Origin of the sequence: Streptomyces sp. NPDC101178 (genome assembly GCF_044767965.1) — a bacterium.
Classification (GTDB): domain Bacteria; phylum Actinomycetota; class Actinomycetes; order Streptomycetales; family Streptomycetaceae; genus Streptomyces.
Genome location: NZ_JBIWOZ010000014.1, coordinates 122,398 through 148,602 on the forward strand (window position 1 = coordinate 122,398; position 26,205 = coordinate 148,602).

General features: G+C 72.5%; 25 protein-coding genes and 1 pseudogene. 5 read left to right on the forward strand and 21 right to left on the reverse strand.

Features of this window, described 5'->3' with window-relative positions:
- Positions 1–290: 290 nt before the first annotated feature.
- Positions 291–1,388: an NlpC/P60 family protein gene (locus tag ACIRR8_RS30630; RefSeq protein WP_404070939.1), complete on the forward strand. Its 1,098-nt coding sequence runs from the start codon at positions 291–293 to the stop codon at positions 1,386–1,388.
- Between the two features lie 275 nt (positions 1,389–1,663).
- Complete coding sequence (locus ACIRR8_RS30635; protein ID WP_404070941.1) at positions 1,664–3,070, forward strand: PP2C family protein-serine/threonine phosphatase; 1,407 nt, start codon at positions 1,664–1,666, stop codon at positions 3,068–3,070.
- Here the strand turns inward: ACIRR8_RS30635 and ACIRR8_RS30640 are convergent.
- The 3 genes from ACIRR8_RS30640 to ACIRR8_RS30650 all read right to left on the reverse strand — a co-directional run bounded on the left by ACIRR8_RS30640 (position 3,043) and on the right by ACIRR8_RS30650 (position 4,665).
- Complete coding sequence (locus ACIRR8_RS30640; protein ID WP_356831154.1) at positions 3,043–3,384, reverse strand: DUF2516 family protein; 342 nt, start codon at positions 3,382–3,384, stop codon at positions 3,043–3,045. The two genes, ACIRR8_RS30635 and ACIRR8_RS30640, sit on opposite strands and share 28 nt — an antisense overlap.
- 173 nt (positions 3,385–3,557) lie before the next feature.
- Complete coding sequence (locus ACIRR8_RS30645) at positions 3,558–4,202, reverse strand: hypothetical protein (protein ID WP_404070943.1); 645 nt, start codon at positions 4,200–4,202, stop codon at positions 3,558–3,560.
- Positions 4,203–4,239: 37 nt separating this feature from the next.
- Positions 4,240–4,665: a helix-turn-helix domain-containing protein gene (locus tag ACIRR8_RS30650; RefSeq protein WP_404070944.1), complete on the reverse strand. Its 426-nt coding sequence runs from the start codon at positions 4,663–4,665 to the stop codon at positions 4,240–4,242.
- Between the two features lie 570 nt (positions 4,666–5,235).
- Here ACIRR8_RS30650 and ACIRR8_RS30655 point away from each other — a divergent pair.
- A complete protein-coding gene (locus ACIRR8_RS30655; RefSeq protein ID WP_404070946.1) occupies positions 5,236–6,171 on the forward strand; it encodes an LLM class F420-dependent oxidoreductase in 936 nt (311 codons plus the stop codon).
- 4 nt (positions 6,172–6,175) lie between these two features.
- Here ACIRR8_RS30655 and ACIRR8_RS30660 read toward each other — a convergent pair whose 3' ends face one another.
- Positions 6,176–7,342 (reverse strand): helix-turn-helix transcriptional regulator, encoded by a 1,167-nt coding sequence (locus tag ACIRR8_RS30660; RefSeq protein WP_404070948.1) that lies wholly within the window; start codon positions 7,340–7,342, stop codon positions 6,176–6,178.
- 113 nt (positions 7,343–7,455) lie between these two features.
- Between ACIRR8_RS30660 and ACIRR8_RS30665 the strand changes: the two genes are divergently transcribed.
- Positions 7,456–8,028, forward strand: a complete 573-nt coding sequence (locus tag ACIRR8_RS30665; protein ID WP_404070950.1) for a DinB family protein — start codon at positions 7,456–7,458, stop codon at positions 8,026–8,028.
- Positions 8,025–9,149 (forward strand): winged helix DNA-binding domain-containing protein, encoded by a 1,125-nt coding sequence (locus ACIRR8_RS30670; protein ID WP_404070952.1) that lies wholly within the window; start codon positions 8,025–8,027, stop codon positions 9,147–9,149. Before ACIRR8_RS30665 ends, ACIRR8_RS30670 begins: the two co-directional genes overlap by 4 nt.
- 11 nt (positions 9,150–9,160) lie before the next feature.
- Here the strand turns inward: ACIRR8_RS30670 and ACIRR8_RS30675 are convergent, their stop codons facing one another.
- The 17 genes and pseudogenes from ACIRR8_RS30675 to ACIRR8_RS30755 all read right to left on the reverse strand — a co-directional run.
- Entirely contained in the window at positions 9,161–9,367 is a 207-nt protein-coding gene (locus ACIRR8_RS30675; RefSeq protein ID WP_404070954.1) for a hypothetical protein, read from the reverse strand.
- Complete coding sequence (locus tag ACIRR8_RS30680) at positions 9,364–10,401, reverse strand: alpha/beta hydrolase (protein WP_404070956.1); 1,038 nt, start codon at positions 10,399–10,401, stop codon at positions 9,364–9,366. Before ACIRR8_RS30680 ends, ACIRR8_RS30675 begins: the two co-directional genes overlap by 4 nt.
- Before the next feature lie 66 nt (positions 10,402–10,467).
- Positions 10,468–10,704 carry an acyl-CoA carboxylase epsilon subunit gene (locus ACIRR8_RS30685; protein ID WP_404070958.1) on the reverse strand — a complete coding sequence of 79 codons (237 nt, stop codon included), beginning with the start codon at positions 10,702–10,704 and terminating at the stop codon, positions 10,468–10,470.
- Positions 10,701–12,242 carry an acyl-CoA carboxylase subunit beta gene (locus tag ACIRR8_RS30690; protein ID WP_404071000.1) on the reverse strand — a complete coding sequence of 514 codons (1,542 nt, stop codon included), beginning with the start codon at positions 12,240–12,242 and terminating at the stop codon, positions 10,701–10,703. The genes ACIRR8_RS30685 and ACIRR8_RS30690 overlap by 4 nt, the downstream gene beginning before the upstream one ends.
- A gap of 145 nt (positions 12,243–12,387) precedes the next feature.
- The gene (locus ACIRR8_RS30695; RefSeq protein ID WP_404070960.1) at positions 12,388–13,185 is read right to left on the reverse strand and encodes a 4'-phosphopantetheinyl transferase family protein; all 798 of its coding nucleotides are present in this window, start codon (positions 13,183–13,185) and stop codon (positions 12,388–12,390) included.
- Between the two features lie 196 nt (positions 13,186–13,381).
- The gene (locus tag ACIRR8_RS30700) at positions 13,382–14,917 is read right to left on the reverse strand and encodes an MFS transporter (protein WP_404070962.1); all 1,536 of its coding nucleotides are present in this window, start codon (positions 14,915–14,917) and stop codon (positions 13,382–13,384) included.
- Positions 14,918–15,008: 91 nt separating this feature from the next.
- Positions 15,009–17,420 (reverse strand): SDR family oxidoreductase, encoded by a 2,412-nt coding sequence (locus tag ACIRR8_RS30705; protein WP_404070964.1) that lies wholly within the window; start codon positions 17,418–17,420, stop codon positions 15,009–15,011.
- Between the two features lie 4 nt (positions 17,421–17,424).
- Entirely contained in the window at positions 17,425–18,369 is a 945-nt protein-coding gene (locus ACIRR8_RS30710) for an aromatase/cyclase (RefSeq protein WP_404070966.1), read from the reverse strand.
- 83 nt (positions 18,370–18,452) lie between these two features.
- On the reverse strand, positions 18,453–19,238 hold the full coding sequence (gene fabG / locus ACIRR8_RS30715; protein WP_404070968.1) for a 3-oxoacyl-ACP reductase FabG: 786 nt from the start codon (positions 19,236–19,238) through the stop codon (positions 18,453–18,455).
- An 86-nt stretch (positions 19,239–19,324) separates the two neighbouring features.
- Positions 19,325–19,594, reverse strand: coding sequence for an acyl carrier protein (locus ACIRR8_RS30720; protein ID WP_404070970.1), 270 nt, complete (start codon positions 19,592–19,594; stop codon positions 19,325–19,327).
- Positions 19,595–19,639: 45 nt separating this feature from the next.
- The gene (locus ACIRR8_RS30725) at positions 19,640–20,893 is read right to left on the reverse strand and encodes a ketosynthase chain-length factor (RefSeq protein WP_404070972.1); all 1,254 of its coding nucleotides are present in this window, start codon (positions 20,891–20,893) and stop codon (positions 19,640–19,642) included.
- Positions 20,890–22,185, reverse strand: a complete 1,296-nt coding sequence (locus ACIRR8_RS30730; RefSeq protein ID WP_404070974.1) for a beta-ketoacyl-[acyl-carrier-protein] synthase family protein — start codon at positions 22,183–22,185, stop codon at positions 20,890–20,892. The genes ACIRR8_RS30725 and ACIRR8_RS30730 overlap by 4 nt, the downstream gene beginning before the upstream one ends.
- On the reverse strand, positions 22,182–22,511 hold the full coding sequence (locus tag ACIRR8_RS30735) for a TcmI family type II polyketide cyclase (protein ID WP_404070976.1): 330 nt from the start codon (positions 22,509–22,511) through the stop codon (positions 22,182–22,184). The genes ACIRR8_RS30730 and ACIRR8_RS30735 overlap by 4 nt, the downstream gene beginning before the upstream one ends.
- A 113-nt stretch (positions 22,512–22,624) precedes the next feature.
- Complete coding sequence (locus tag ACIRR8_RS30740; RefSeq protein WP_404070978.1) at positions 22,625–24,091, reverse strand: FAD-dependent monooxygenase; 1,467 nt, start codon at positions 24,089–24,091, stop codon at positions 22,625–22,627.
- A 39-nt stretch (positions 24,092–24,130) separates the two neighbouring features.
- Positions 24,131–25,105, reverse strand: coding sequence for a hypothetical protein (locus tag ACIRR8_RS30745; RefSeq protein ID WP_404070980.1), 975 nt, complete (start codon positions 25,103–25,105; stop codon positions 24,131–24,133).
- Entirely contained in the window at positions 25,105–25,299 is a 195-nt protein-coding gene (locus ACIRR8_RS30750) for an acetyl-CoA carboxylase biotin carboxyl carrier protein subunit (protein WP_404071002.1), read from the reverse strand. Before ACIRR8_RS30750 ends, ACIRR8_RS30745 begins: the two co-directional genes overlap by 1 nt.
- Positions 25,300–25,403: 104 nt before the next feature.
- Positions 25,404–26,205: pseudogene (locus tag ACIRR8_RS30755) on the reverse strand (acetyl-/propionyl-CoA carboxylase subunit alpha); the annotation flags it as partial.

The following is a 26,205-nucleotide window of genomic DNA, read 5'->3' on the forward strand; positions in this document are numbered from 1 at the left end:
ATCGGGCGAAAGTATGCTCTTCCGGGGAACGACGGGAACGGCGTCTGCTTGTTGTTCGTCCTGAAGGTGGGGATCAAGAGGCGCGGGACACCGGCCGCAGCTGTCGCCGGACGGCGACTGCCTCTGTTGCTTTACGGGACGACATGGCACGATCGCGACGTCGCCTGGATGTTACTGATGGTAAGTCAGATGCAAGCTATCCGGCTTCTGTCGCTTCCGCCTTGCTTTGTCGTCTTGCCTTTGTGTTCGTGCTTGGTATTTCTTGCTTGTGTTTCTTGCTGGGGGAGCTTGTGAACCGACGCCACTGCGCCGCCGCGGCCATCACGCTGGTCTGCGCGCTGGGCCTGCTGACCGTTCCGGTCCAGGCGATGGCCGCACCGACGCCGGACTCGTCGCCGTCTCCTTCCGCCTCGGCGCCCGCGACGCCCACCGCGCCCGGCTCCTCCGAGCAGGATCTGGAGAAGATCCGCGAGCAGATCGAGACGCTCTACCGGAAGGCCGGAGCGGCGACGGACGCGTACAACCTGGCCGAGGAGCAGGCCGAGAAGCAGTCCGGCGAGATCGTGAAGCTGGCCAAGGCCATCGTCGACGGCCAGGCCCGGATAGCCGAGCTGAAGGACCGTGCCGGCGCCCAGGCGCGCGAGCAGTACCGCACGGGCGGCCTGCCGCCCGGCGCGCAGCTGGTCCTCAGCGACGACCCGCAGCTCTTCCTGGACGGCGTCAACAAGGTCCGCACCAGCCAGCAGGCGGCCAAGACGGTCCTGGCCGAGCTGAACCGGACCCAGGAGGATCTGGAGACGTACACCCAGGACGCCAGCACCAACTGGCAGAAGCTGGAGACGAACCGGGTCCGGCAGGCCAAGGCCAAGAAGAAGATCAACGCGCAGATAGCCGCGGCGGAGAAGCTCGAATCGCAACTGGAGAAGGAGGAGCGGGCCCGGCTCCGCCAGCTGGAGCAGGACGCCGCGAACAGGGCCCAGTCGGCCTGGCTCGCCACCCGTCCCGCGCCGAACGTCGCGGTCAGCGGCGCGACGACCGCGGCCGGCGAGGCGGCGGTGGCCTTCGCGACCGCGCAGATAGGCAAGCCGTACGTATGGGGGGCCACGGGCCCGGGCTCGTACGACTGCTCGGGGCTGACCTCGCAGGCCTGGGCCGCGGCGGGCCGGCCGATCCCGCGCACCTCGCAGGAGCAGTGGCGGCTGCTGCCGCGCATCGACATCCAGGACATGCGCCCCGGCGACCTGATCATCTACCACGCCGACGCCAGCCACGTCGGGATGTACGTCGGCGACGGCGCGATCGTCCACTCCCCGCGCCCCGGCCGCCACGTCACGCTGGCGGGTGCGGGCTCGATGAAGATCCTGGGCGTGGTCCGGCCGGACCGTTAGGACGACAGGCCCCCCAGGGCCTACGTGAGCGGCGCCACGTCACGGACACCGGCGCGGGCGTGCGCGGGTGATGTTTGTCATGGCCTCTCCCGCGCCCCTCTCGCGCCCCATCCCGCCGGATCCGTGCCGGGAAGCGGCTTATGACGGCGCATATGACAGGGGCCGGTCCCCGTGCGCCATTCCGTTCCCCCGCCGGGGACCGCTATCGTCCCCGACTGGCGGTTCGTCGATCGGCGTCCCGCCGCGCCCTCGGGGGGAGGGGAGGACCCGAACCGATGCCCGTACCCGTACCGCAGCAACGTCACGTTCCCGCTGCGGAGACCAGCCATGGCGCCGACCACGGAGCCGCCCTCACCGTCCTGGTGATCGAGGACGACCCGGCGGGCGGCATCACGGGACCGGAGCTCTCGGCGGCGGCCGGCACCCGGGTCCGTATCCGTACCGCCCGCAACCTCACCGAGGCCGGCCGGCTGCTGACCGACGACGTCGACTGCATCCTGCTGGACCTCGCACTGCCCGTACCGGCCACCACCACAACGACCACAGCGACCACCGCCGCCCCCGATCACCGGCCCGAACCCGCGCCCGGCCGGGCCGACGAGCTGGCGGTCCTCACCCATGTCCTGCGGATCGCCCCGCTCCACGCGGTCCTCGTGCTGACCGCGCAGGACGACACGGAGCTGGCGGCCGAGGCGGTACGGGTCGGGGCGCAGGACTACCTCTTCCGCGGCGAACTGGACGCGCGGGTGCTGAGCCGCGCCATCCGGTACGCCGTCGAGCGGAAGCGCGCCGACATCGCGCAGCACCAGCTGACGGAGTCCGGGCTGCGCGCCCAGGAGAACGCCCGCCTGGAACGCGGCCTCCTGCCGACCCCGCTCCTGGAGGGCTCCGACCTGAGCTTCGCCGCCCGCTACCGGCCCGGCCGCAGCCGCGCACTCCTCGGCGGCGACTTCTACGACACCGTGCGCACGCCGGACGGCACGGTCCACGCGATGATCGGCGACGTCTGCGGCCACGGCCCGGACGAGGCGGCGCTCGGCGTCGAGCTGCGGATCGCCTGGCGCGCGCTGACGCTGGCCGGGCTCTGCGGGGACCAGCTGCTCTCCACGCTCCAGCAGGTGCTGGAACACGAGCGGCAGAGCGAGGAGATCTTCGCGACGCTCTGCACCGTCGACATCGCGCCCGACGGCCGCCGCGCCGGGCTCTGTCTGGCCGGCCACCCGGCACCGCTGCTGGCCCGCCACGGCCGGCCGGCGCGGCTGCTCCCGTACGAGGACGGCGGCCCGGCGCTCGGGCTGCTGCCGCGCGCCCGGTGGCCGCGCCGCCAGGTGGAGCTGGGCGGGGAGTGGAGCCTGATGATGTACACGGACGGGCTGATCGAGGGCCGCGTCGGAGCGGGCTCCCGGCAGCGGCTCGGCCAGGACGGCATGGTCGCGATGGTCAACAGCCGGCTGGAGCAGGGGCTGACGGGCGAGGACCTGCTGGAGGCCGCGGTCGCCGAGGTGCGCGCGCTGAACGGCGGCGAGCTGACGGACGACGTGGCGGTGCTGCTGCTGGGCCGCGACCCGGAGCGGATACGGCGACGGGGCCCGAGCGCCTCGCGCTCCGGCCCCGTACCTCCTGCCGCTGCTTCTTCCGCCGCTGCGGCGGGCGCTCAGCGCCCGCCGTTGTACGGCCCGTAGGGACCGTCACTGCTGGAACCGCCCCGCCGGCCACCGCCGCCACCGCCCGAGACCTCCTTGAGCGCGGGCCGTACGTCGACCATGAACACGATCGACGCGACCACGCCCGCGAGCTGGAGGAAGAGGAACGGGATGAGCAGGTTCACGGCGACGGCGACGCCGAGGATGATCAGCCAGAAGGACTTCTTCTTCTTGTCGGCGGCCCGGTAGGCGTCCTCCCGGGCGGTCGCCGCGAAGACGAAGGCGACCACGGCCAGCACCAGCATGCCCAGGTAGAGCAGCTGGAGGAGGGTGCCGAATCCTGAGAGCAACATGGTGTGAACCGCCTAGTGAGTGGATGAGCGCCCTGCGGCCGAGAAGGCCAAGGTACCGGGACAACGAACCGGCCACCGGTAAAGGTGCCCGCCCGGCGCCCCGGTCACTCTTCGTACGTACCCGCCGTCGAGACCCCGGTCACGCTTCCTCCGTACGGGACGGAGCCGCCGGGTCACTTGCCGGCGGGCGGCGTGGTCTTCTTGGCGGCGGGCTTGCGCGGAGCGGGCGCCTTCTTGGCGGGCGCGGCCTTGGCCTCGGCGCCGGGCGCGGGCTTCACGACGGCGGGCTTCACCGGGGCCGGCTTGGGCGTGCTCTTGGTCGTGGCGGCGGGCTTGGGCGCGCTCTTGGCCGCGGGCTTCGGCTCGGCCTCCACGATGGCGGCGATCTCGACGATCTCGTCGGCCGTCTCGCCCCGCCAGGTCCGCACGGCCTGCTCACCGTGGACGGCGACCTTCTCGTACGTCTCACGAGCGCGCACCGCGTACTCGGCGGCGATGCCGACACTGCGCAGGGCCAGATCCTGAGCGTTCTCGCCCAGCTTCTTCAGGTCGGCGGCGTCGAGCGCCCCGAACACCTCGGTGACCTTCGCCTGCACGGTGGCCTGGGCCTCCTTGGCCTGCGCGGTCACCTTCTCCTGCACGACCTTGGGGTCGGTGTTGCGTACCGCCTCGAACCGCTCGGGCGCCTCGGCCCGCAGCTGCTCGATCAGCGCCGGAACCTTGAGCGCCTGCTGCACGGCGAGGTCGGCCGTACCGGCGGCGAAGTAGAGGGGGGTGCGGTCGGTGAGGGTCTTGCGCAGGTCATCGGTGATGGCCATGACTGTGGTCCTCCCGGATCATCAGAACCAGCTGCTACTAGCTGTGAGGGTTGTCGTCTTTTCTGGCATCGGCCTTGAGCGCCTCGTCCGGCCCGGGCGTCCCTTCCTCTTCGGGTACGAACCCGTTCTCGCGGCGGAAGGAGTCGTAGATCTGCAGCAGGACGTTCTTCTGCCGCTCGTTGATCGACGGGTCGGCCAGAATCACCGCTCGCGTCTCCAGCTCCTCCCGCTCCCGCTCGTCGAGGATTCCCGCCCGTACGTAGAGGGTCTCGGCCGAGATCCGCAGCGCCTTGGCGACCTGCTGCAGCACGTCCGCACTGGGCTTGCGCAGGCCGCGCTCGATCTGGCTGAGGTAGGGGTTCGACACCCCGGCGGCATCGGCGAGCTGCCGCAACGAGAGCTGCGCGGCATTGCGCTGCTCCCGGAGGTACTCACCGAGATTGCCGACGTTGAGTGATGCCATGACTCGATACTGCAACACCCGCGCTAACTATTGCAAGCGCGTGCTTGCAAAAGTGTCGCGCGCCACGGGTGCGGGGGTGCCGCTGACGGACGTGGAGCGGGTCGTGGCCCGCAGGAGGGGAGGCGGCCCGGAGGTGCGGCGTCGGATCGAGGCACTCCAGCGGTCCTCCACGAGCCTCGCGCTGTTCCTGGACCACATCCCTCGGACCCGCTCACCTCCACGGCGTCCACCATGGCCCACGCCATCCACACCTCCGAGCCCCACGGCATCGACGGCATCGACGCCGGCGTCATGCGCGCCGCCGTAACCTCGCCCAGCAGGCCATCGGGCTCGACCATGGGACGGAGGGGGGCCACCGGGTCGTCGAGCTGCTGGGGCGACGCGGCTGAACTCGTACCCGTCGGGGCGGGGGGCGGTGGATCCGTACCCGTAAGGGGTGGTGCGGGGCCGGTGAGCTTGCACCCGTAGGGGGCGTGACTGCGGTGGTGCCGTCGTTCCGTTCATACGAATGACAAACAGCCTTCACACGCGTACGGAATTCCCTTACGTGTGTGGCCCGTTGGCATTCCTATGAGTATCGGAGTAGCACTCAACGCGCTCGACGCCGACAACGAGATCGACGCCACCGTGGCGCTCGCCCGCGAGGCGGCGGCCGCCGGGCTGCGGTCGGCGTGGTTCGGGCAGCGGTTCGGCGTGGACTCGCCCGCGCTCGCCGGGATCGTCGGGCGGGAGGTGCCCGGACTCCAGGTGGGGACCTCCGCCATCCCCATCTTCGGCCGCCACCCCCTCCTCGTGTCCAGCCAGGCCCAGACCGCGCAGGCCGCCACCCACGGCCGCTACCACCTCGGGCTCGCCCTCGGTGCCCGGCACCTCGTCGAGGGCGGCTTCGGGATCCCCTTCGAGCGGCCCATCGCCCGGCTGCGGGAATTCCTCACCGCCCTAAGGCAGTTGACCGAGACCGGCACCGCCGACTTCCACGGCGAGCTGCTCACCGCCACCACCCCGATCCCCGCGCGCGTCCCGGGCGCCGAGGCCGGAGTGCCGCTGCTCGTCGCCGCGATGGGGCCCCAGGCGCTCCGGGTCAGCGGCGAGCTGGCCGACGGGATCCTGCCCTACCTCGCCGGGCCCCGCGCCCTGGCCGAACACATCGTCCCGGCCGTCACCGCGGCGGCCGAGGCGGCCGGGCGGCCCGCACCGCGGATCGTCGCGCTGGTGAACGGCGTCGTGACCGACGACGTCGACTCCGTACGCGAACAGGTCACCGAGCAGCTGGCGTTCTACGAGAAGATCCCGTCCTACGCACGGGTCATCGAGCTCTCCGGCGGCAGGCAGGCGTCCGATGTCGCGGTCATCGGCGACGAGAAGACGGTCGCCGCGGAGGTCCGGCGCTACCGGGACGCCGGAGCCACCGAGGTGGTCTTCGCCGGGACGGAGGTCGCCGGGGAGGCGGATCGGCGCCGTACCTGGGCGCTGCTCGGGGAGTTGGCCGGGGAGCCGGCCGGCTGAGACGTCACCCGTCACGGGTCGGCAGCCCTGCCGCCGACGCGTACCGGGTCGCCAACTGAGCGAAGGCTGAGCGGAGTTCGGGTGGGCCGATCACCTCGATATCGGCGTCGAACCTGCCGATCGCGGTGGCCAGGCCGGGCCACGACCAGGAGCCGAGGACGAGGCGGCAGCGGTCCGGGCCGAGTTCCTCGACGATCCCCTCACGGGCGTGGCGGACGACTTCGGCGGCGGGGAGGGCGAGGATCACCTCGCCTCGGCAGGGCCATCCGCCGACGCCGTCCTCGGTGGCGGCGGCCGAGCCGCGGAACCGGGCGGTGATGAAGGCCGCCACGCTCCCGCCGGGCAGCTCACGCGGTGTGAAGCGCGGGCCGGTGGGCGTGCGCGGGACGATCCGGTCGGCGCGGAACGTCCGCCAGTCGGCGCGTTCGAGGTCCCAGGCCACGAGGTACCAGCGCCGGCCCCAGGTGACGAGGTGGTGCGGCTCCACACGGCGGGGCGGAGGCAGAGGGGGCGGATCCGTCGCCGGACCCGAGCTCGGCGGAGGTCCGGCCGTCGGACCCGGACCGGGGCTCGGCGGAGGTCCGGCCGCCGGACCCGGACCCGGGCTCGGCAGCGGCCCGGTCGCGACGCTCAGCCCCGACACCGACACCGGCCCCGGCCCCGGCACCGGGCTAGGCCTCGACACCGGGCTGTAGTCGAAGCGCAGCACCTCCCGCGCGTGCACCGCCGCCCCCAGCGCCATCAGCACACCGCCGTCCACCTGCGGTTCCGGGTGGGCCGTCGGGCGGTCCACGGCGGTGACCTGAAGGGTGTCGACGCGGTGGCGGAGCCGGGCGGGCAGGACCTGGCGGACCGTGTTCAGCGCGCGGGCCGCCGCCTCCTCGATGCCCGCGCCGGACGCGGTCGCGATCTGGAGGGCCACCGCCAAGGCCACGGCCTGCTCGTCGTCGAAGAGGAGCGGCGGCAGCTCCGTACCGGCGTCGAGGCGGTAGCCGCCGTCCGGGCCCTTCATCGCCGCGACCGGGTAGCCGAGCTCCCGGAGCCGGTCCACATCGCGGCGTACGGTACGCGGAGTGACGTCCAGCCGCTCGGCCAGCAGCGCTCCCGGCCAGTCCCGGCGCGTCTGGAGCAGGGAGAGCAGCGACAGCAGCCGCGCTGAGGTTTTCTGCATGAGATCCATGATGTCCGGAGTAGCGGACACAACCTGTCCTCTTCTCCTGGGATGGTGAATCCGTGCCCGAGAACGGGATCACGCGCACGAAGCGATACGAAGCGAAAGGTCCGATGACCATGACCTCCTCCCCCGCACTCGACGGCGAGCGCGCCGACCTCATCGCCGAGCTGGCCGAGGCGCGCGGCGCTCTGATCCGTACCGTGGACGGGCTCAGCGACGAGCAGGTCGCCGAGCGGCCGACCGTCAGCGCACTCTGCCTCGGCGGGCTGATCAAGCACGTCACCTCGACCGAGGAGGGCTGGCTGAACTTCGTGGTCGACGGCCCCTCCGCCATGTCCTTCGACCTGCCCGAGGGCGTGACCTGGGAGGACTTCGCCGCCGGGACCGCCCACACCTATCCGCAGTGGGCCATCGATCGTCAGGCCGACTTCCAGGTGCTGCCCGGCGAGACGCTGGCCGGCATTCTCGCGCGGTACGAGGAGGTCGCCGCCCGCACCGAGAAGCTCGTCGCCGGCCTCCCCGACCTCTCCGTCACGCACCCGCTGCCCGACGTGCCGTGGAACGAACCCGGAGCCGTACGCAGCGCCCGCCGCGTCCTGATCCACGTCATCGCCGAGACCACCCAGCACGCCGGGCACGCGGACATCCTGCGTGAGGCGATCGACGGGCACACGGCGACGTGAGCCGTGCGCAGGCACCGGTGCTCGGCACCCGTGCGCTCAACCGGGCAACGCTGGCACGGCAGTTGCTGCTCGACCGGACGGACCTGCCGGCCCGCGACGCCGTCGCTCATCTCTGCGGGTTGCAGGCACAGGAACCGCAGGAGCCGTTCACCGGACTCTGGTCGCGGCTGCGTTCGTTCCAACCGGGCGATCTTTCACAGTTGTTGATCGATCGACAGGTCGTACGCACACACCTCATGCGCCGCACCGTGCACCTCGTCACCGCCGAGGACGTCCTCGCCTGGCGGTCCCGCCACAACGCCATGCTGCGGCAGCGCGTGCTCGGCGTCTACCGCCGCGAGCTCGCCGGGGTCGACCTCGGCGAACTCGCGGCGGCCGGGCGGGCGGTGCTGGCCGACGGCGAACCGCGCTCCATGGCCGAGCTGGCCCGCGCGGTCGCCGACCGGTGGCCGGAGCCGGGCACGCGGCCGCTCGGCGAGATGCTCGTCGCCGGCGTGCTGCCGATGGTGCAGCTGCCACCGCGCGGGGTGTGGCGGACGAAGGCGGGCGTGCGCAACGCGCTGGTCTCGTCCTGGCTGGGGCGCGAGGTCGATCCGCTGCCCGCGGAGGACGACGGTTCGGATCCGGTGGGACAGGAACTCGTACGGCGTTACCTCGCCGCGTACGGGCCCGCCGCCACCGCCGACGTACGCGCCTGGTCCGGCCTGGCCGGGCTGCCGCGCGCGGTGGCCGCCCTCCGGCCGGAACTGGTCACCTTCCGCGACGAGCGCGGACGGGAGTTGCTGGACCTTCCCGACGCGCCGCGTCCGGACCCCGAAACCCCGGCGCCCGTACGGTTCCTGCCCGCCTTCGACAACGCAATCCTCGGCTACGACGACCGCACCCGGATCATCGACGACGCCGACCGGGGCCTGTCGGTCGCCGGTTCCCGGGTCGTCCTGGTCGACGGCCGGGTCTCGGCGACCTGGGACGTGGCGGCGGAGGACGGCACGGTGACCGTCGCACCGCTGCGGCCGCTCTCCCGGAGTGAGCGGTCGGAAGTCGAGCAGGAGGGAGGGGAGTTGGCCGGATTCCTGTCGGACGGGGAGAGCCGGCGGGTGCGGATCGCCTCGGCGGTGTGAGGGGGTGGCCGTCAGTCCGTTCCCCGGAATATGTGCTGGTCGGGCGCGTCCAGGTCCTCGCCGGCCAGGAGGGCGGGGCGGATGGCGCGGGCGGGAGGGGGTTCGGGGGCCGTGGCGCCGGACGCCTGCGGCCGGTTCGGCGGCAACGGGGGCCTTAGCACAAGGAGTTCGCGGTCTCGGTCGAGCAGGGCGTGCTGCATGGTTCCTCCCGTGTTCATACGGCCGCCCCCACAGGCCGACGCCGCGGCACCGCCGCGTCGCGCGCGAGGAGGCACTCCTCCAGGAATCCGCAGACCCGCAGGTGGTACGTGCGGGCTGCCCAGCCGAGGCTGATGTTGTGGCCCGCGTCGGGCTGGTGGTCGACGCGTACCGGGGCGGACAGGAGCGGCCGGGTCAGGTCCGCCACCGCCTCCTCGTCGTACCGCCACCACTGCTCCTGCTCGGCGAACGTGAAACGGACGGGGACCCGTACCCGTGCCGCCAGCTCCGGATACCGCTCCGGCCACGACGGCCCTTGTGCCGCCTCGGTCTCCGGGACCGGCGAGATCAGCGCCTGCCCCAGCCGGAAGGCGTCCGGCGGGTAGAGGCGCAGAGCGCCCCAGTGCTTGCGCCAGTCGCCCTGCCCGCCGGGGCCCGGGAGTTGGTGCGGCGCGACGGCCAGGCGGCTGCCGAGCCCGGAGATGTCCAGGCCGATGAGCACACCCCCGAAAGCGTCCGCACCGAACGCGTCCGCACCGAACGCGTCAGCACCGAGAGCGTCGGAACCGAACGCATCAGCACCGAACGCGTCAGCACCGGGAGCGTCGGAGCCGAACACGTCGGCTCCTGGCACTCCGCCGGCGGCCGCCAGGGCCAGCTTGCCTCCGTAGCTGTGGGCCACGAGAAACAGCCCGGCCCCGGTCGCGTACCGCGTCGAGAAGTCCGCCAGCGCCGCCCGCAGCACCGGGGCCGCGTCCTCCAGGGCCAGGCCCCGGGGCAGCCGTGCGGCGGAGAGTCCGTAACCCGGGCGGTCGACGGCGAGCACGGTGTAGCCGAGCTGTGCGCCCAGCGTGAGGAGCGAGAGGCCGGGGCGGGCCCGGCTGTCGAAGTAGCCGGCGCGCATGCCGCCGCCGTGCAGGGCGACGATGACCGCCCGGGGCGCCGCGTCCACCGGCTCGGCGAGCAGGGCGGACAGGGTGAGGCCGCCGGCGTGCAGGATGACCGGCCGGATCCGCGGTGCCGGGACAGCGGTGCCGGACGTCGGCTGAAGCATCGGAACTCCTCTCGCACGCAAGGTTGTTGGGGGTAAGGGAGAGGGGAGAGCGGGCCACGCCACCGCTCAGCCCGGTCCGCTTCCCGACGACCGCCAGCCGCGCGGGTCCCGGTGCGGGGCCGCTCGTTCCAGGCGGCGCCAGCCGGCCGTGCGCGGAGGGCCCGCGGCCTCGGCACCGTACGGTTTTGTCGTCGCGAGCCGGCTCAGCAGGACGGCCGTCAGCGCGGCGAGGTCCGCCGCGGTGGGCCGGCCCCGGACGATCCGGAACGTGGTGGCGGCCGACTCGCCGCGCTCCGCGCTCACTGCGGCGGGTTGCCGTGCTTGCGCGACGGCAGGTCGGCGTGTTTGTTCCGCAGCATCGCCAGCGACCGGATGATGATCCGCCGGGTCCGGCGCGGGTCGATCACGTCGTCGACGAGGCCGCGTTCGGCCGCGTAGTACGGGTGCATCAGCTCGACCTGGTACTCCTTGATCTTCTGCTGCCGCACCGCGTCCGGATCGTCGGCGGCGTTGATCTCGCGGCGGAAGATGACGTTGGCCGCGCCCTCCGCGCCCATGACGGCGATCTCGTTCGAGGGCCAGGCGAGCGCGAGGTCGGTGCCGATGGAGCGGGAGTCCATGACGATGTACGCGCCGCCGTACGCCTTGCGCAGCACGAGCGAGATCCGGGGCACGGTGGCGTTGCAGTACGCGTAGAGCAGCTTCGCGCCCCGCCGGATGATCCCGTTGTGCTCCTGGTCCACGCCCGGCAGGAAGCCCGGCACGTCGATCAGCGTGACCAGCGGGATGTTGAACGCGTCGCAGAACTGCACGAACCGCGCCGCCTTCTCCGAGGCGTCGATGTCGAGCACACCGGCCGATGAGGCCGGCTGGTTGGCGACGATGCCCACCACCTCACCGCCCATCCGGGCCAGCGCGCAGACGATGTTGGTGGCCCAGGCCGGATGCACCTCGAAGGAGTCGCCGTCGTCGACGATCTCCTCGATCACGGTCCGGATGTCGTAGACCCGCTGCGGATCGTCGGGCACCAGCTCCAGCAGCCGGTCCGTGGACCGGTCCACCGGATCGGTGACCGGCCCGCCCGGCGGCAGGTCCCGGTTGTTGGACGGCAGCAGCGACAGCAGGTGGCGGACGTCCTCCATGCAGGCGCGCACATCGTCGTACGCGACGTGCGCCACGCCCGACGCGGACGCGTGGACATCGGCGCCGCCCAGCCCGTTCTGCGTGATCTCCTCGCCCGTGACCGCCTTGACGACGTCCGGTCCCGTGATGAACATCTGCGAGATCCCGCGGACCATGAAGACGAAGTCGGTCAGCGCCGGCGAGTAGGCGGCGCCGCCGGCGCACGGGCCGAGCATGACCGATATCTGCGGGATCACTCCGGACGCCTTGGTGTTGCGGAGGAAGATGCCGCCGTATCCGGCGAGCGCGGAAACCCCTTCCTGGATCCGGGCGCCCGCGCCGTCGTTGAGGGAGACCAGGGGCGCGCCGGCGGCCAGGGCCATGTCCATGATCTTGTGGATCTTGGCCGCGTGCGCCTCGCCCAGCGCGCCTCCGAAGATCCGGAAGTCATGGGCGTACAGGAAGACGGTCCGCCCGTGGACCGTGCCCCAGCCGGTGATGACCCCGTCCGTGTAGGGCCGCTTGGCCTCCAGGCCGAAGCCGGTGGCGCGGTGTCTGCGCAACGGCTCGACCTCGGTGAACGTGCCCTCGTCGAGGAGCAGGTCGATCCGTTCTCGGGCGGTGAGCTTGCCCTTGGCGTGCTGGCGTTCGGTGGCCCGCGGGTCGGGGCCCTTCTCGACCTCCTCCTTGATCAGGCCGAGCTCCTCCAGGCGTTCCATGGCCGTCCAGTGGCCGCGCGCTGCCGGACGGGCGGCGGTGGCCTGGGAGGTTGCGGTGTGGGAGGTGGCGGTCTGAGCGGTGGCGGTCGGGGTGGCCGTGGTCGGGGCGGTGGTCGTCTCGTCGGTCGACATGGGTGCACGCTCCTCAACGTGAGCTTCGGGTGATCGTGCTGCCGGGGTCCGGTGCCGGGGTGCCGTCGCCGTACAGGGACCGGGCGGGCAGCCGGCGGAGGGTGACGTGATCCGGGCGGTCGCCGGGCACCGCGATCGCCGCCGCGTGCTCCGGCCCGGCGGGCAGGTCGAGCACCGCCCAGCGGGCGGGTCTGCGGCGGAGGTCGGATCCCAGGTAGTCGGTGCGCGGGTGGCGGGACAGGCCGGTGCCCAGCGCCTTGAGGTACGCCTCCTTACGGGTCCACAACCGGCCGAAGTGCGCCCGGCGCTCGTCGGGCGCCGCCGCCGCCAGCTCCGCCTGCTCCCCGGGGTGCAGTGCGCGGGCGCACGCCCCGACGGTCTCCGGCGACGGCAGCCGCTCCACGTCCACGCCGACCGGACGCGCGGCGATCGCGACGGCGACCAGGCCACGGCTGTGTGCCAGCGAGAAGTGCAGCGGCGGCGCGCCCTCGGCCTGGACCACGGCGGGCCGGCCGTGCGGGCCCGCGCAGCCGGGACAGAGCTCCCGTACGAAGGTGAGCGCGGCGGGCGGCCGGTCGAGGTAGCCGCCCAGCAGCCACCGGAGCGCGGTGTGCGCGGTCGCGTACGCGGCCCGGTCCGCCGGGCGCACGAAGGAAGCCGCGCGCCGGAGCTCGGCGGGGCTGAGGGCGGGGGCGCTGGGCGCCTGGACCGGCCCTCCGGGCGGAGGCGGGCGGACGAACCAGACGTCCACGTGGCCGGAGGCGGGGCGGGTGAGGGCGTGCGCCGGAGCGGGGGCATGTGCGGTGTCCATGAGGGGCGGGCTCCTGAGGTCCGGGGGCGTACGGGTGGTGGCGCGCCCGCGTTTCGCACCGGCGGGTCAGCTCGGGGCCGTATGCCGAGGGCGTACGGGTGGGTGGTGCACCCGCGCTCCGCACCGGCGGGTCAGGCCCGTCTCGTACGTCGGAGGCGTGCGGGTGGTGGTGCGCACCGCGCTCCGCACCGGCGGGTCAGGCCGGGCCCGTGCGCCGGGAGCGCAGGCCTGTGAGGGCCGTGAGCAGGCCGAGGCCGCCGACCGCCGCGACCAGCGTCAGTGCCGGACGGCAGGCGGCGGCGGTCTCCGCCGGGGGCGCGCCCGCCGGCGGTACGAACCCGGTGAGCAGCGCGGCCACCAGCGCCACCGCGAGCACGGCGCCCGCCTGGACGGCGGTCTGGTAGATCCCACTGCCCACGCCCCTGTCCTCAGGCGGCAGTTGAGAGGTCGCCTGGCTGTTCAGCGCGGCGAAGGACAGCACGAACCCGGCCCCCACCAGCAGCATCGTCGGCAGGATCCCGGTGACGTACGCCGGTGGCCACGGCGCTCGCAGAAGCAGCAGGTATCCGGCGAACGGCAGCAGCGCACCGGCCGCGATCAGGCGCGGCGCACCGAAGCGGGCGACGATCCGGCCGGAGAACAGCGCGGTGACCACCAGCGGTGCCGCGGCCGGCAGGAAGGCGGCCGCGGTCCGCAGCGGGGACCAGCCCGCCAGGGTCTGGAGCTGGTGCGTGAGGACGAACAGCAGCCCCAGGTACGAGCCGTTGAGGCAGGCCGCGCCGAGCGCCGAGCGGACCATCGCGCCGCTGCGGAGGACGTCGGGGCGGAGGAGCGGTTGCGCCGAGGCGCGTTCGAGGGTGGCGAAGAGGGCGAGCAGGGCTGCGGCGAGAGTCAGCGAACCGGTGGAGCGGAGGTCGGTCCAGCCGTGGGCGGGCAGGGAGGTGATCCCGTGGGCCAGGGCGAGGAGCGCGAGCAGAAACGCGGCCGCGCTCGCGAAACCGTAACGCCGAGGAGCCGTGCGCGGTGGCCGGCCCGCCCGATCCCTGGCCGTGCGCGGTGGCTGCCCCGCCCGGCCCCAGGCCGTGCGCGGTGGCCGGCCCTCCGCCATGGGCTCCGGCCCCGCTCCCGGGATCAGCCGCAGCCCCAGCACGAACAGCACCAGCACCACCGGTGCCGGGAACGCGAACGTCAGCCGCCAGCTGTAGGCGGTCAGCCAGCCCGAGAGCAGGAGGCCTGCGGTGAAGCCGCCGGCGCCGAAGAGGGTGTAGACGGAGAGGGCCCGGTTCCGGGGCGGGCCCTCGGGGAAGGCGGTGGCGATGATCGCGAGGCCGGTGGGCGCGGTCAGCGCCGCGCAGAAACCCTTCACCACCCGGGTGGCGGTGAGGAGCACGGGGTCCCCGGCGAACGCGCCGATCAGCGAGGCGGCGGCGAAGCCGAGGACGGCGGCGAGGTAGACGCGGCGCCGGCCCAGCAGCTCCACCGCACGGGCGCCGAACAGCATCAGGCCGCCGAAGCCGGCGGCGAAGCCGGTGACGGTCCACTGCACCGTGGTGAGCGAGGCGCCGAGGTCCGTGCCGATCGCGGGCAGCGCCACGAGCGCCACGGACACTTCGAGCGCGTCGATGAGCATGTTGCCGGCGAGCACGACCAGCAGCCCCCACATCCGGGGGCTCCACCGGGCGTGCGCCGGAGCGTGGGCGGTGGACGGAGGGACGGAGGGGTACGTGGTCATGGTCCGGCGCGCTCCAGCGGGTCGGAAGGGGGGCTTCAGGAAGAGGACTGTAGGGAGAGGGCTGTAGGGAGAGGTCTCGGGGAGAGGTCGGTCAGCCGAGCAGCGTGCCGCCGCTCGCGTCGACGAACGAACCGGTGACCCAGCGGGCGTCGTCGGAGACCAGGAACGCGATGACGTCGGCGACGTCCTCGGGTTCGCCGACCCGGTTGAAGGTGGAGAGCCCGGCCATGGCCGTGACGGCTTCCGGAATGTCGAAGACCGGGTCGCTGTTGCGGGTGATGCCGGGGGCGACGGAGTTGATGGTGATGTTGCGCGGGCCGAGGAGCTTGGCGAAGTGCAGCGCGAGCATCTCGACGGCGCCCTTGCTCATCGCGTAGGCGATCTCGTCCGGGTTGGCGAACCGGGTGAGGCCGGAGGAGATGTTCACGATCCGGCCGCCGTCGGGGATGTTGGTGAGGGCCCGCTGGATGATGAAGAACGGTGCCTTCGCGTTCACGGCGAAGATCCGGTCGAACTGCTCGGGCGTCGTGTCCTCGGCCTTGACCCCGCCCATCACGCCGGCGTTGTTGACCAGGATGTTCAGCTCCGTGGCGCCGGTGCGCTCCTTGAGGCCCTCTTCGAGCCCGAGGAAGAGTTCGTGGACGCCGCCGGGCGCGCCCAGCTCGGCCTGGACCGCGAACGCGCGCCCGCCGTCCTTCTCGATGCGCTCCACGACCTCGGCCGCCGCGTCAGCGCCGGTCGCGTAGTGGACGGCGACGAGCGCCCCCTCCCGTGCCAGCCGCTCGGCGGTGGCCCGGCCCATGCCCCGGCTCGCGCCGGTGACCAGCGCCGTCTTTCCGGTGAGCTTGCCCATGGTCTCTCTCCTGACGGTGAGTGGTGCGTGATGTGTGGTGGTGATGGTGGTGGTGGTCCCGGTCTTCGAGGGCGGCCGGGAGGCCCGCAGGTGCTGTGCGTTCCGCGCGAACCACGTGGTGAGCGCGGCTTCGAGGCCCGCCGCCGACGTACCGGCCCAGGCGACGTACCCGTCCGGCCGGACCAGAACGGCATCGGCCCCGTCCAGTGGCCCGTCCTCGCCTTCCGGCAGCTCCGGCCGGAGCACCGGAACGACGTCCACGCTCCCGCCGAACGGCCCGGCGACCCCGGTCAGCAGCTCCCGCCGCGCCTCCTCGTCCGCCGTCACCAGCAGCACGCCCCGCGCGCCCCGTAGCAGGTCCGCCGTGCGCACGGACGAACCGCCGGACCCGGCGAGCCGTACGGTCATCGGCGGCAGCCTGCTCCCCGCCGACGGGTGCGGCCGGGAGCCCGGCCGGCCCGCGTCCGGGAGCGCACCGCCGTACCGGATGTCCAGGCCGCTGACCATCCCCGCCAGCCGGCTCCGTACCTCCTCGTACGGGAGCAGCTCGCCGAGCACCGCGCGCAGGCCCGTCACCTCGGGGCCGCCGAGCAGCAGCCGGGCCTGGGCGCGGATGTTGGAGAGGACCTGGCGGCCCACCTCGTGGCGCTCCGCGTGGTACGTGTCCAGCAGGCGGGCCGGTGCCCGGCCGCGGGCCGCCGCCGCCAGCTTCCAGCCGAGGTTGACCGCGTCCTGGAGGCCCAGGTTGAGGGCCTGGCCGCCGATCGGCATCTGCGCGTGGGCCGCGTCTCCGGCGAGCAGGACCCGGCCGTGCCGGTAACGCTCGGCCTGCCGGGAGACATCGCCGAACGCGTTGACCCACAAGGGAGTTCCGGCCGACAGATCCTCACCGGTGACGTTGCGCCAGGCGTCCACGATGTCGGCGAAGGACGCCTCGGCGGCGCGCGGCGTCCGGCCGGACTCGTGGACCATCACGCGCGTCACGCCGTCCGGCCTGCGGGCCGCGATGGCGAGCCCGCGCTCCAGCCGTTCGAACCGCCGGCCCCGGATGTCGATACCGGCGATGTCGGCGCGGATCAGCTCCCGTTCGGCGTCGGTGCCGGGAAAGGCGATGGAGGTGAGCCGGCGCACGGTGGACTCCTCGCCGTCGCATCCGACGACGTACGGAGCCGTGATCCGCACCGGCGCATCACCTCCCGGCCGCACCGCCTCGACCACCACCCGGTCCGGGTGGTGGTCGAGACCGGTCACCCGGTGGCCGCGCCGCACCTCGGCGCCGAGCCGGACGGCCCAGGCGCCGAGGACCTGCTCGGCGCGGGTCTGCGGAACCTTCCACTGCCCCGGGTAGGGACCGGGCAGCCGCAGGTCCAGCGGGAGCCCGCCGAAGTGGCCCATGGGCTCGTCCGGCGGAGTCCCGATCTCGTCCAGCAGGCCGCGCTGGTCGAGGATCTCCATGGTGCGGGCGTGCAGGGTGGAGGCGCGGGACTCGGTCGTCGGCGCGTCGAGCCGGTCCAGCACCACCACGTCGGCGCCGCCGAGGCGCAGCTCACCGGCGAGCATCAGCCCGACGGGACCCGCGCCCACGACGACGACATCCGTGTCGGGAACGGCCGTGTCCCCGGCTTCCGTTTCCGTGACGAGGGCCCGCACGGCGTCAGCGCCGGGCTTCGGCGTAGTCCTTGGCGTGGCCGAGGGTCGCGCGGCTGTTGGTGCTGAGCGCCGCCCGCACGTACTCCCGGGCCTGCGCTACGTCCGACTCGGGACCGAGGATCTTCTCGATGTTCTCGGCCCGGATCACCACGGTGTGCTGCGAGGTGGCGGCCACGCCCGTACCGGTCTCCCGGAAGGTCCAGAGGCCGGTGTGCAGGTTCATCAGGGCCGGCAGGGTGGTCTGCTTGTACGCGATCTTCTCGCCGTTCAGGCAGACCCGGTACGACTTCGTCGTGTGCACCGAGCCGTCCTTGGCCCGGGTGTCCATCTCCAGGGTCTGCAGGCCCGGGCTGTCCTCGGTGAGCCGGACGACCGCCACGTGCGGCAGCCGCTCCGACCAGAGACCGGCCTCGTTGATGAAGTCGTACGCGTCCTTGGCGGAGCCGGCGATCTCGACGGTGTCCTCGAAGGAGAAGGTCAACTCCTCGCTCGCGGTCGCCAGTTCGACGTTCGTCTTCAGTGCGGCCAGTTCCGAGCGTGAGTTGCGGTCGACGGCCTCCTCGATCCAGGCGAGCCCGGCCGGGTCGTCGTCGACGGCGGTGTAGTCGTGCTGGAGCCGGATCCGCGACTCGGTGGCGGAGAGCGGCTCGATGATCCACGTACCGCCCATCGTGGCGACCGGCGGCGTGGACACCTGCTGGCGGAAGGTGATGCGCATCGCCTCGCGGTCCAGGTGGCGGCGCGAAGTCCAGTTCTTCGCCTCGCCGTTGGCGGTCGCCCAGATCCGGATGAGCTCCTCGTCGGCGGAGCGCTCGATGTGGTCGACGTAGATGGTGGGCGGGAAGATCCGCGGCCAGTTCTCGACCTCGGCGATCAGCCGGTACACCTCCGCGGCGGGAGCCGAGACCGTGATCTCGTGCTCCACCTCGCGCGGTCGGGGGTCGGTCATGCTGTTCATCTCCTCGGGTCGTCGAACACGGGAAGTCGGGAAGTCTGGAAGCCAGGTCCTGAAGCTCTCGGGGCAGGCGCGGCTCAGAAGTTGCCGAGACCGCCGCAGACGTTCAGCGCCTGCGCGGTGATCGAGGCCGCCGTGTCGGAGGCGAGGTAGCCCACCAGGCCGGCCACCTCCTCGGGCGTGGAGTAGCGGCCGAGCGGGATCTTGGCGGTGAACTTCTGCATGATCGCGTCCTCGGACGTGTCGTACGCGGCCGCGTAACCGGCCCGTACGCGCTGGGCCATCGGCGTCTCTACGTACCCGGGGCAGACCGCGTTCACGGTGATGCCGGTGGGCGCGAGTTCGTTGCCGAGCGCCTTGGTGAAGCCGACGACGCCGTGCTTGGAGGCGGAGTAGGGCGCGCCGAGCACCACGCCCTGCTTCCCGGCGGTGGAGGCGATGTTGATGATCCGGCCGCGGTCCTTGTGGCGCATACCGCCGGTGTTGAGTACGGCACGGGTGAGACGGAAGACGCTGGTGAGGTTGGTCTCCATGACGTCGTTCCACAGCTCGTCGTCCAGGTCGGCGGTGACGCCGCCACCGCTGCGGCCCGCGTTGTTGACGAGCACGTCGACCGTGCCGAACCTTTCCACCGCCGTCGTCACGAAGGTGTCGACGGAGTCCGGCGAGCGGACGTCGAGCACCGCACCGTCGGCCTCCAGACCCTCCTCGCGCAGGGTCTTGACGGTGGCGGCGACGTTCTCGGCGTCACGCGCGCCGATGAAGACGCGGTGCCCCTGCGTGGCCAGCAGCCGGGCCACGGCGAGGCCGATGCCGCTGGTGGCGCCGGAGATGAGGGCGACGGGACGGTCGTTTCCGGGCATGACTGCTCCTCGGGAGAGAGAAAGGTGTTCAGGGGGTACGGGTGCGGGAGTGCGGGTGCGGGTGCCGTGCGGGTCTCAGAGGACGGTCACGCGGGGGCCGTCTGGCCCAGGTGCTCGTTCACGACCTCGACCATGCGGCGCGGCGTCCGCACGTCGCTGACCACCGAGTCGTCGAGCGTGATGCCGTACTCGCGCTCGATCCGGCCGCAGGTCTCCAGGATCGCCAGGGACTCGTACCCCAGCTCCTCGAAGTCCGCGTCCAGGATGTCGCCGTCGAAGTCGATGCTCTCGTCGGCACCGGCGCCCTCGCGGAGGATGCGCTTGAGGCTCTCCAGGGTGAAGGTCTGGTTGTCCATGTCTGCTTCCGCCTTGTCTCTCTGTCAGCTGCTGGGATCAGGGGTTCAGAGCGCGCTCGCCACGACCGCCGAGTTGAAGCCGCCGTGGCCTCGGGCGAGGACCAGGGCGTGGCGGACCGGGATGGCCCGGGGCCGGCCGGTGACGAGGTCCAGTTCGTATGCGGGGTCCGGGTCGACGTTGACCGTGGCCGGGACGAGGCCCTCGCGCATGGCGAGGAAGGCGGTCGCCACGTCGAGCGGCGCGGCCCCCGAGTACAGCCGCCCGGTCATCGTCTTCGGCGCGGTCACCGGCACTCCGCGCTTCCCGAAGACGGCGTTCAGCGCCTCCGCCTCCGCCCGGTCCAGCTCCGGGACCGCCGCCGCGTCGGCGAACACCACGTCGATGTCGCCCGCTGCCAACTCCGCGTCGGCGAGAGCCAGTTCGATGGCCTTACGGAGGCCCGGCGGACGGCCGGAGCCGGGCGCCGGGTCGAAGGTGGAGCCGTACCCGGCGATGTGTCCGTAGACCGTGGCACCTCGCTCCCGGGCCGCCGCCTCGTCCTCCAGGATCAGGATCGCGCCGCCCTCACCGGGAACGTGTCCGGCGGCGGCCGCGTCGAACGGGACGTACGCGGAGCCCGGATCGTCGCCCGTCGCCAGCCGGCCGCCGGCGAGCTGCGCGACCCATCCCCACGGGCAGATCGAGGCGTCCACCGAACCCGAGACGACCAGGCCGGTCCCCTTGCGGATCTGCCGCCGGGCCTGCGCGAGCGCGTCGAGGCCGCCCGCCTGGTCCGAGACGACGACCCCGCTGGGGCCCTTCATGCCGTTGCGGATCGAGATCTGACCGCTGTTGACCGCGTAGAACCAGGCGAAGGACTGGTACGCGGAGACGTACTGGCTGCCCTCCGCCCACAGCTTCTGCAGCTCACCCTGACCGAACTCGAAGCCTCCGGAGGAGCTGGCCGTGACCACACCCATGGAGTACGCGGGCAGGTCGGCCGGGACGACACCGGCGTCCGCGAGCGCCCAGTCGGCGGCGACGAGCGCGAGACGGGTCATGTGGTCGGTCTGCGCCATCAGCCGGCTCGGCAGATGATCGGACGCGGTGAACCCCGGCACCTCGCCGGCCAGCCGCGCCGGGTACTGCGAGGGGTCGAAGCGGGTGATCCGGCCGATGCCGCTCCTGCCGACCCGGGTCGCGTCCCAATAGGCTTCTGTTCCAAGGCCGTTGGGGGCGGTGATGCCGAGCCCGGTCACCACCGCGCGTGGGACGCCGGTACGGGTCCGTGCGGCGGACGCACTCGTGACCGTACTCATGGCGTGTTCCTCTCCGGCCGGGCGAGCACCATGGCGCTCTGGAAGCCGCCGAAGCCGCTGCCGACGGTCAGGACCGTGTCCGTACGGTGCTCGCGCGCCGTCAACGGGACGTAGTCCAGGTCGCATTCGGGATCCGGCGTGTGCAGGTTGGCCGTCGGCGGCACCACGTGGTGCTCCATCGCGAGGACGGACGCGGCGATCTCGATCGAGCCGATCGCACCGAGCGAGTGGCCGACCATGGACTTGATGGACGAGACCGGCGTGCGGTACGCGTGGTCGCCGAGGCTCTTCTTCAGCGCGGCCGTCTCGTGGCGGTCGTTCTGCTTGGTGCCGGAGCCGTGCGCGTTGACGTAGTCGATGGAGGTGGCGTTCAGCCGTGCCTCGTCCAGCGCCACGGTGATCGCCTCCGCCATCTCCGCGCCGTCCGGCCGCAGCCCCGTCATGTGGAAGGCGTTGCACCGCGAGGCGTACCCGGCGATCTCCGCGTAGATGTGCGCCCCGCGCCGGCGCGCGCTCTCCAGCTCCTCCAGGACGAAGACCGCCGACCCCTCCCCCAGCACGAACCCGTTACGGGTGCCGTCGAACGGCCGCGACGCGTGCTCGGCGTCGTCGTTGCGCGGGGTCGTGGCCTTGATGGCGTCGAAGCAGGCCAGCGTGATCGGCGAGATCGGCGCGTCCGTGGCGCCGGCCACCATCACATCGGCAGAGCCCTCGCGGATCAGCTCCACCGCCTGGCCCACCGCGTCGATGCCCGAGGTGCAGCCGGTCGAGACGACGGTGGCGGCGCCCTCGGCCCCGACCGCCCAGGCGACCTCGGCGGCGAAGGAGCTGGGCACCAGGTAGTTGTAGAGGTGCGGGACCGCGTAGGTGTGGTCCACGTGGCTGAGCCGGCCGCTGTCGCTGACCACCCGGTACTCCTCGTCCAGGCCCATCGTCGCGCCGACCGCGCTGCCGATGGTGACGCCCGTGCGGTACGGGTCCAGCGCGCTCAGGTCCAGGCCGCTGTCGGCGACCGCCTCGCGCGTGGTGACGACCGCCAGCTGCGCGGCCCGGTCCATCCGGCGGATCTCCTGCGGGCTCAGCCCGTGCGCCTCCGGGTCGAAATCGATCTCGGCGGCGACCCGGGAGCGGAAGGCGGAGGGGTCGAAGAAGGTGATGCCGCGCGTCGCGGTCCGGCCCTCGCTCAGCAGGCTCCAGAAGCTCTTGGCGCCGATGCCGTCGGGTGCGGTGACGCCGACGCCGGTGATGACGACGCGCCGGGCGCCGGTGCTGACCTCATGTCGCCCGGTCACCCCCGTCCCTCCCAGTCGTAGAAGCGGGTGGCGAGCGCGTCGGCCGGAGACCGCCAGGTCGCCGGGTCGTACGCCTCGATGAACGGCTTGAGGTCGTCGCTGATCCGCTGGAAGCGCGGATCCGTCTTCGCCGCCTCGATCAGCTCGCCGCCGTTGTCGGTGTCGAAGTCCTGGAGGTGGAAGTAGAGGTTGCGGTAGGAGAAGAGCTGGCGGCGGCGGGTGCCCATCAGGTGCGGCATGTCGCTGCCGTCGAAGTCGCGGAAGAGCCGGGCGACCTCGTCGCTGGATCCGGGGTTCATCCGGGCCACGATCAACGTGCTGTGCATGGGGTCTCCGTAGGGTGTCGGACGGCCGCGAAGCGACCGTGGGAGGCCGGAGGGCGGTTGGGTGGGGCCGGGGGCGGCCGTGGGAGGCCGGGCACGGCGAGGAGCGGTCGGGGTCAGCGCGCCGGGCCGAACCAGCGCTCCAGCGCCATCGGCAGATCGGCGAAGCTGCCCGGCGCCGCCCACGCCACGTGGCCGTCGGGCCGCAGCAGCAGCGCGCCGGTGTCGCCGAGGCAGCCGGCGGTGGGGCCGGGCACGGTGGCGGTGATGAGGTCGACGCGGTCCAGCCAGGGCGCGGCCCGGCGGCGCAGCTCGGCGTTGTCCGCCAGGTCCAGCAGCACGCCCCGTCCCGGGCGCAGGGCCTCGGTGCTGGAGGACGGCTGCCCGGGTCCTTCGAGCGGGACGTGCGGCAGCCGCAGGCCGAGCAACGGGTGGGCGCCGCCGTCGAGTTCGTACCGGATGTCCAGCCCGCCGACCATCGCCGCGAAGTGCTTGCTGACCTCCGGGTAGCGGATCAGCTCGTGCAGGACGTCCCGCAGCGGCTGCACCTCGGCGCCGCTGAGGAACAGCAGCCCCTGGGCCTGCGTGTTCATCAGCAGCCGCTTGCCGACCGGGTGGCGCTCGGCGTGGTAGGTGTCCAGCAGCGATTCGGGTGCCCGGCCACGGACCACCGCCGCCAGCTTCCAGCCGAGGTTGACGGAGTCCTGGATGCTGGTGTTCATGCCCTGGCCGCCGGCCGGCAGGTGGATGTGGGCGGAGTCGCCGGAGAGGAAGATCCGGCCGCGCCGGTACTCGGTGGCGTGCCGCGTCGCGTCGCCGAACGAGGAGACCCACACCGGTTCGGCGTGCGCGATGTCGTCGCCGGTGAGCCGCTGCCAGGCGTCCGCGACCTCCTGCCAGCTCGGCGGCGTCTCACGGCGCTGCGGCGGTGTGCCGCGCTCGCAGACGATCAGCCGGGTCGTGCCGCCGGGCAGCGGGCCGACCATCACCATGCCGCCGGAGAGCGTCTCGCCGATCATGCGCGGGGCGAGGGTGATGCCCTTGACGTCGGCGAGGAACATCTCCATGGTCGCGGCGGTACCGGGGAAGTCGAACCCGGCGGCCTTACGTACGGTGGAACGGCCGCCGTCACAGCCGACCAGGTAGTCGGCGCGCAGCGTGTGGACGCCCTCGGGGCCCCGCACCTCGACCTCGACGCAGTCCTCCTTGTCGGTGACGGAGAGGAGTTCGTGGCTGCGCCGGATGTCGGCGCCGAGCTGCGTGGCCCACTCCTCCAGCACGGTCTCGGTGGCGGACTGCGGGATGGTCTTCGCCGCCTGGTGCGCGCCCTTGAGGACCCCGAAGTCGACGGGCAGGCCGCCGAAGTGGCCCACGTTGCTGATCTCGATGTCCCCGAAGCGGGAGAGCAGGCCGCGCTGGTCGAAGATCTCCATGGTCCGGGCGGTGAAGCCGAGTCCACGGGACTCCCCGGTGCGTGCGGCCAGCTTCTCCAGCACGATGACATCGGCGCCCGCGAGGCGCAGTTCACCGGCCAGCATCATGCCGGCCGGTCCCGCGCCCGCGACGATCACTTGTGCGTCCATCGGTCCTCCTCGTGACATGTGGAAGGTGGACGACCCGTCTCACCTGCGGAAACGAGCCAGCCCTTGGTTCGCGGCATGCGCGGCCGCCGCGAGGCGCGGATCAGGCGCGAGTGCCTGGTGACGTACGGCGACCTCGGCGAGCTTGATCGCGTGTTCGTCGCCGATAGCGGCGGCGGTGGCGAAGACCTCGGCGAGTTCCGGGGCCTGGGGAGAGCCGGCGGAGGCCTGTGGCTCGGGTACGGAGAACCAGTCGAGCATCGAGGCGCTGACGTCCCGCGCGACCAGGTACGAGACGTGGTGCTGGGCGACCGGCAGATGCTCGACGACGAGGCGGACGGCCGCCGGGCCGGTGATGGAGTGGATCAACGGGACGGGGTGGCGCTGAGGTACGGAGGCGTAGCGGCCGGCGTACTCCGCCACGAGCCGGTCGAGCGCCGAGAGGGTGGCAGCGCCTTCGGAGTGTCCGGTACGCGGGTACTCGTCGCCCGGCCGGATGCCGTGCGTGTGGCTCGCGTACCGAGCGGCCCAATAGCCCAGGCCCTGCGCCAACTCGTTCCGGTACAGCGGGCTTTCCTCCTCCGCCCGCGCGATGGCCCGGACCGCGTGGGCGGTCCGGATGACTCCGTGGGTGAGGACGCCCGACATCCCGGGGAGCAGCCTCGGCCACCACCGGGCGAGCACCTCCCGCCAAGGAGCGAGGGCGAGTTCACGCTCGAAGAGCGCGGTCCAGTCGGCGACCCGGCTGAACTCCCCGAGCGCGGAACGCCAGTCGTCGCCGTCGGCCGCGTCGATCGTCCAGCGGGGTTCGGGGACCTCGTGGTACGTGTGCGTACGGAGGTTCCGGTCGACCCAGCCCGGTACGGCGTCGGCGTAGCCCATGTGGGCCAGCGCCTCGGCCGCCATCGGCGCGTGGTTGACGAACCGGGGCCCGTGCTCGAATCCGACCCCGCGCAGCCGCTCCAGGGCCCCGCTCACGGCATCGGTGTAGGCCGGTGAGGGCGTGGGGAGACCCATCAGTCCTTGATCTCGCAGATGAGGGCGCCGGAGGAGACGGAGCCGCCGACCTCGGCCGTGAGCCCTGTGACGGTGCCGGAGCGGTGGGCGTTCAGCGGCTGTTCCATCTTCATGGCCTCCAGGACGACGATCAGCTCGCCTTCCTCGACCTTCTGGCCCTCCTCCACCGCCACCTTCACGACGGTGCCCTGCATGGGCGAGGCGAGGCAGTCGCCGGAGGCCGCTTTCGTACGGGCTCCACCGCTGCGCGGCCGGGACCTGGCGGGTCCCGGTGGTGCGGGGGCGGTCCAGGCAAGGGCGAGGAAGGACGGAAGGACGACTTCGAGGCGCTGGCCGCCGACTTCGACGACGACCCGTTCCCGGGTGGGTTCGGCGTCGGTGGATTCGGCGGGTGCGGCGAACGGTGCGATGGTGTTGGTGAACTCGGTCTCGATCCAGCGGGTGTGGATGGTGAAGGGGTTGGTGGTGAAGGCGGGGTCGGTGACGACGGCGCGGTGGAAGGGGATGGCGGTGGCCATGCCTTCGACCTGGAATTCGGCCAGGGCTCGGGCGGCGCGCTGGAGGGCCTGCTCGCGGGTGGTACCGGTGATGATCAGTTTGGCGAGGAGGGAGTCCCAGGCGGGGCCGATCACGGACCCGGACTCGACTCCGGCGTCCAGGCGGACCCCCGGGCCGGTCGGCGGGGCGAACGTCGTCACCGTGCCGGGGGCGGGGAGGAACCCGCGGCCGGGGTCCTCGCCGTTGATGCGGAACTCGAAGGAGTGCCCGCGTACCGCCGGGTCTTCGTAGCCGAGTTCCTCGCCGTCGGCGATGCGGAACATCTCGCGTACGAGGTCGATACCGGTGACTTCTTCGGTGACGGGGTGTTCGACCTGGAGGCGGGTGTTGACCTCCAGGAACGAGATCGTGCCGTCCGCGCCGACGAGGAACTCGACCGTGCCGGCGCCGACGTAGCCGGCTTCCTTGAGGATCGCCTTGGACGCCGCGTACAGCTCCGCGTTCTGTGCCTGGGACAGGAAGGGGGCCGGGGCCTCCTCCACCAGCTTCTGGTGGCGGCGCTGGAGCGAGCAGTCACGGGTGGAGACGACGACCACGTTGCC

Excerpts from the sequence above, each read along its gene's own strand:
- ACIRR8_RS30745 (WP_404070980.1), bottom strand. The coding sequence starts at position 25,105 with ATGGGTCTCCCCACGCCCTCACCGGCCTACACCGATGCCGTGAGCGGG.
- ACIRR8_RS30655 (WP_404070946.1), top strand. The coding sequence starts at position 5,236 with ATGAGTATCGGAGTAGCACTCAACGCGCTCGACGCCGACAACGAGATC.
- ACIRR8_RS30675 (WP_404070954.1), bottom strand. The coding sequence starts at position 9,367 with ATGAACACGGGAGGAACCATGCAGCACGCCCTGCTCGACCGAGACCGC.
- ACIRR8_RS30725 (WP_404070972.1), bottom strand. The coding sequence starts at position 20,893 with ATGAGTACGGTCACGAGTGCGTCCGCCGCACGGACCCGTACCGGCGTC.
- ACIRR8_RS30690 (WP_404071000.1), bottom strand. The coding sequence starts at position 12,242 with ATGGAACGCCTGGAGGAGCTCGGCCTGATCAAGGAGGAGGTCGAGAAG.
- ACIRR8_RS30700 (WP_404070962.1), bottom strand. The coding sequence starts at position 14,917 with ATGACCACGTACCCCTCCGTCCCTCCGTCCACCGCCCACGCTCCGGCG.
- ACIRR8_RS30710 (WP_404070966.1), bottom strand. The coding sequence starts at position 18,369 with ATGACCGACCCCCGACCGCGCGAGGTGGAGCACGAGATCACGGTCTCG.
- ACIRR8_RS30660 (WP_404070948.1), bottom strand. The coding sequence starts at position 7,342 with ATGCAGAAAACCTCAGCGCGGCTGCTGTCGCTGCTCTCCCTGCTCCAG.
- ACIRR8_RS30680 (WP_404070956.1), bottom strand. The coding sequence starts at position 10,401 with ATGCTTCAGCCGACGTCCGGCACCGCTGTCCCGGCACCGCGGATCCGG.
- ACIRR8_RS30750 (WP_404071002.1), bottom strand. The coding sequence starts at position 25,299 with ATGCAGGGCACCGTCGTGAAGGTGGCGGTGGAGGAGGGCCAGAAGGTC.
- ACIRR8_RS30735 (WP_404070976.1), bottom strand. The coding sequence starts at position 22,511 with ATGCACAGCACGTTGATCGTGGCCCGGATGAACCCCGGATCCAGCGAC.
- ACIRR8_RS30650 (WP_404070944.1), bottom strand. The coding sequence starts at position 4,665 with ATGGCATCACTCAACGTCGGCAATCTCGGTGAGTACCTCCGGGAGCAG.
- ACIRR8_RS30635 (WP_404070941.1), top strand. The coding sequence starts at position 1,664 with ATGCCCGTACCCGTACCGCAGCAACGTCACGTTCCCGCTGCGGAGACC.
- ACIRR8_RS30695 (WP_404070960.1), bottom strand. The coding sequence starts at position 13,185 with ATGGACACCGCACATGCCCCCGCTCCGGCGCACGCCCTCACCCGCCCC.
- ACIRR8_RS30645 (WP_404070943.1), bottom strand. The coding sequence starts at position 4,202 with ATGGCCATCACCGATGACCTGCGCAAGACCCTCACCGACCGCACCCCC.
- ACIRR8_RS30640 (WP_356831154.1), bottom strand. The coding sequence starts at position 3,384 with ATGTTGCTCTCAGGATTCGGCACCCTCCTCCAGCTGCTCTACCTGGGC.
- ACIRR8_RS30720 (WP_404070970.1), bottom strand. The coding sequence starts at position 19,594 with ATGGACAACCAGACCTTCACCCTGGAGAGCCTCAAGCGCATCCTCCGC.
- ACIRR8_RS30740 (WP_404070978.1), bottom strand. The coding sequence starts at position 24,091 with ATGGACGCACAAGTGATCGTCGCGGGCGCGGGACCGGCCGGCATGATG.
- ACIRR8_RS30665 (WP_404070950.1), top strand. The coding sequence starts at position 7,456 with ATGACCATGACCTCCTCCCCCGCACTCGACGGCGAGCGCGCCGACCTC.
- fabG (WP_404070968.1), bottom strand. The coding sequence starts at position 19,238 with ATGCCCGGAAACGACCGTCCCGTCGCCCTCATCTCCGGCGCCACCAGC.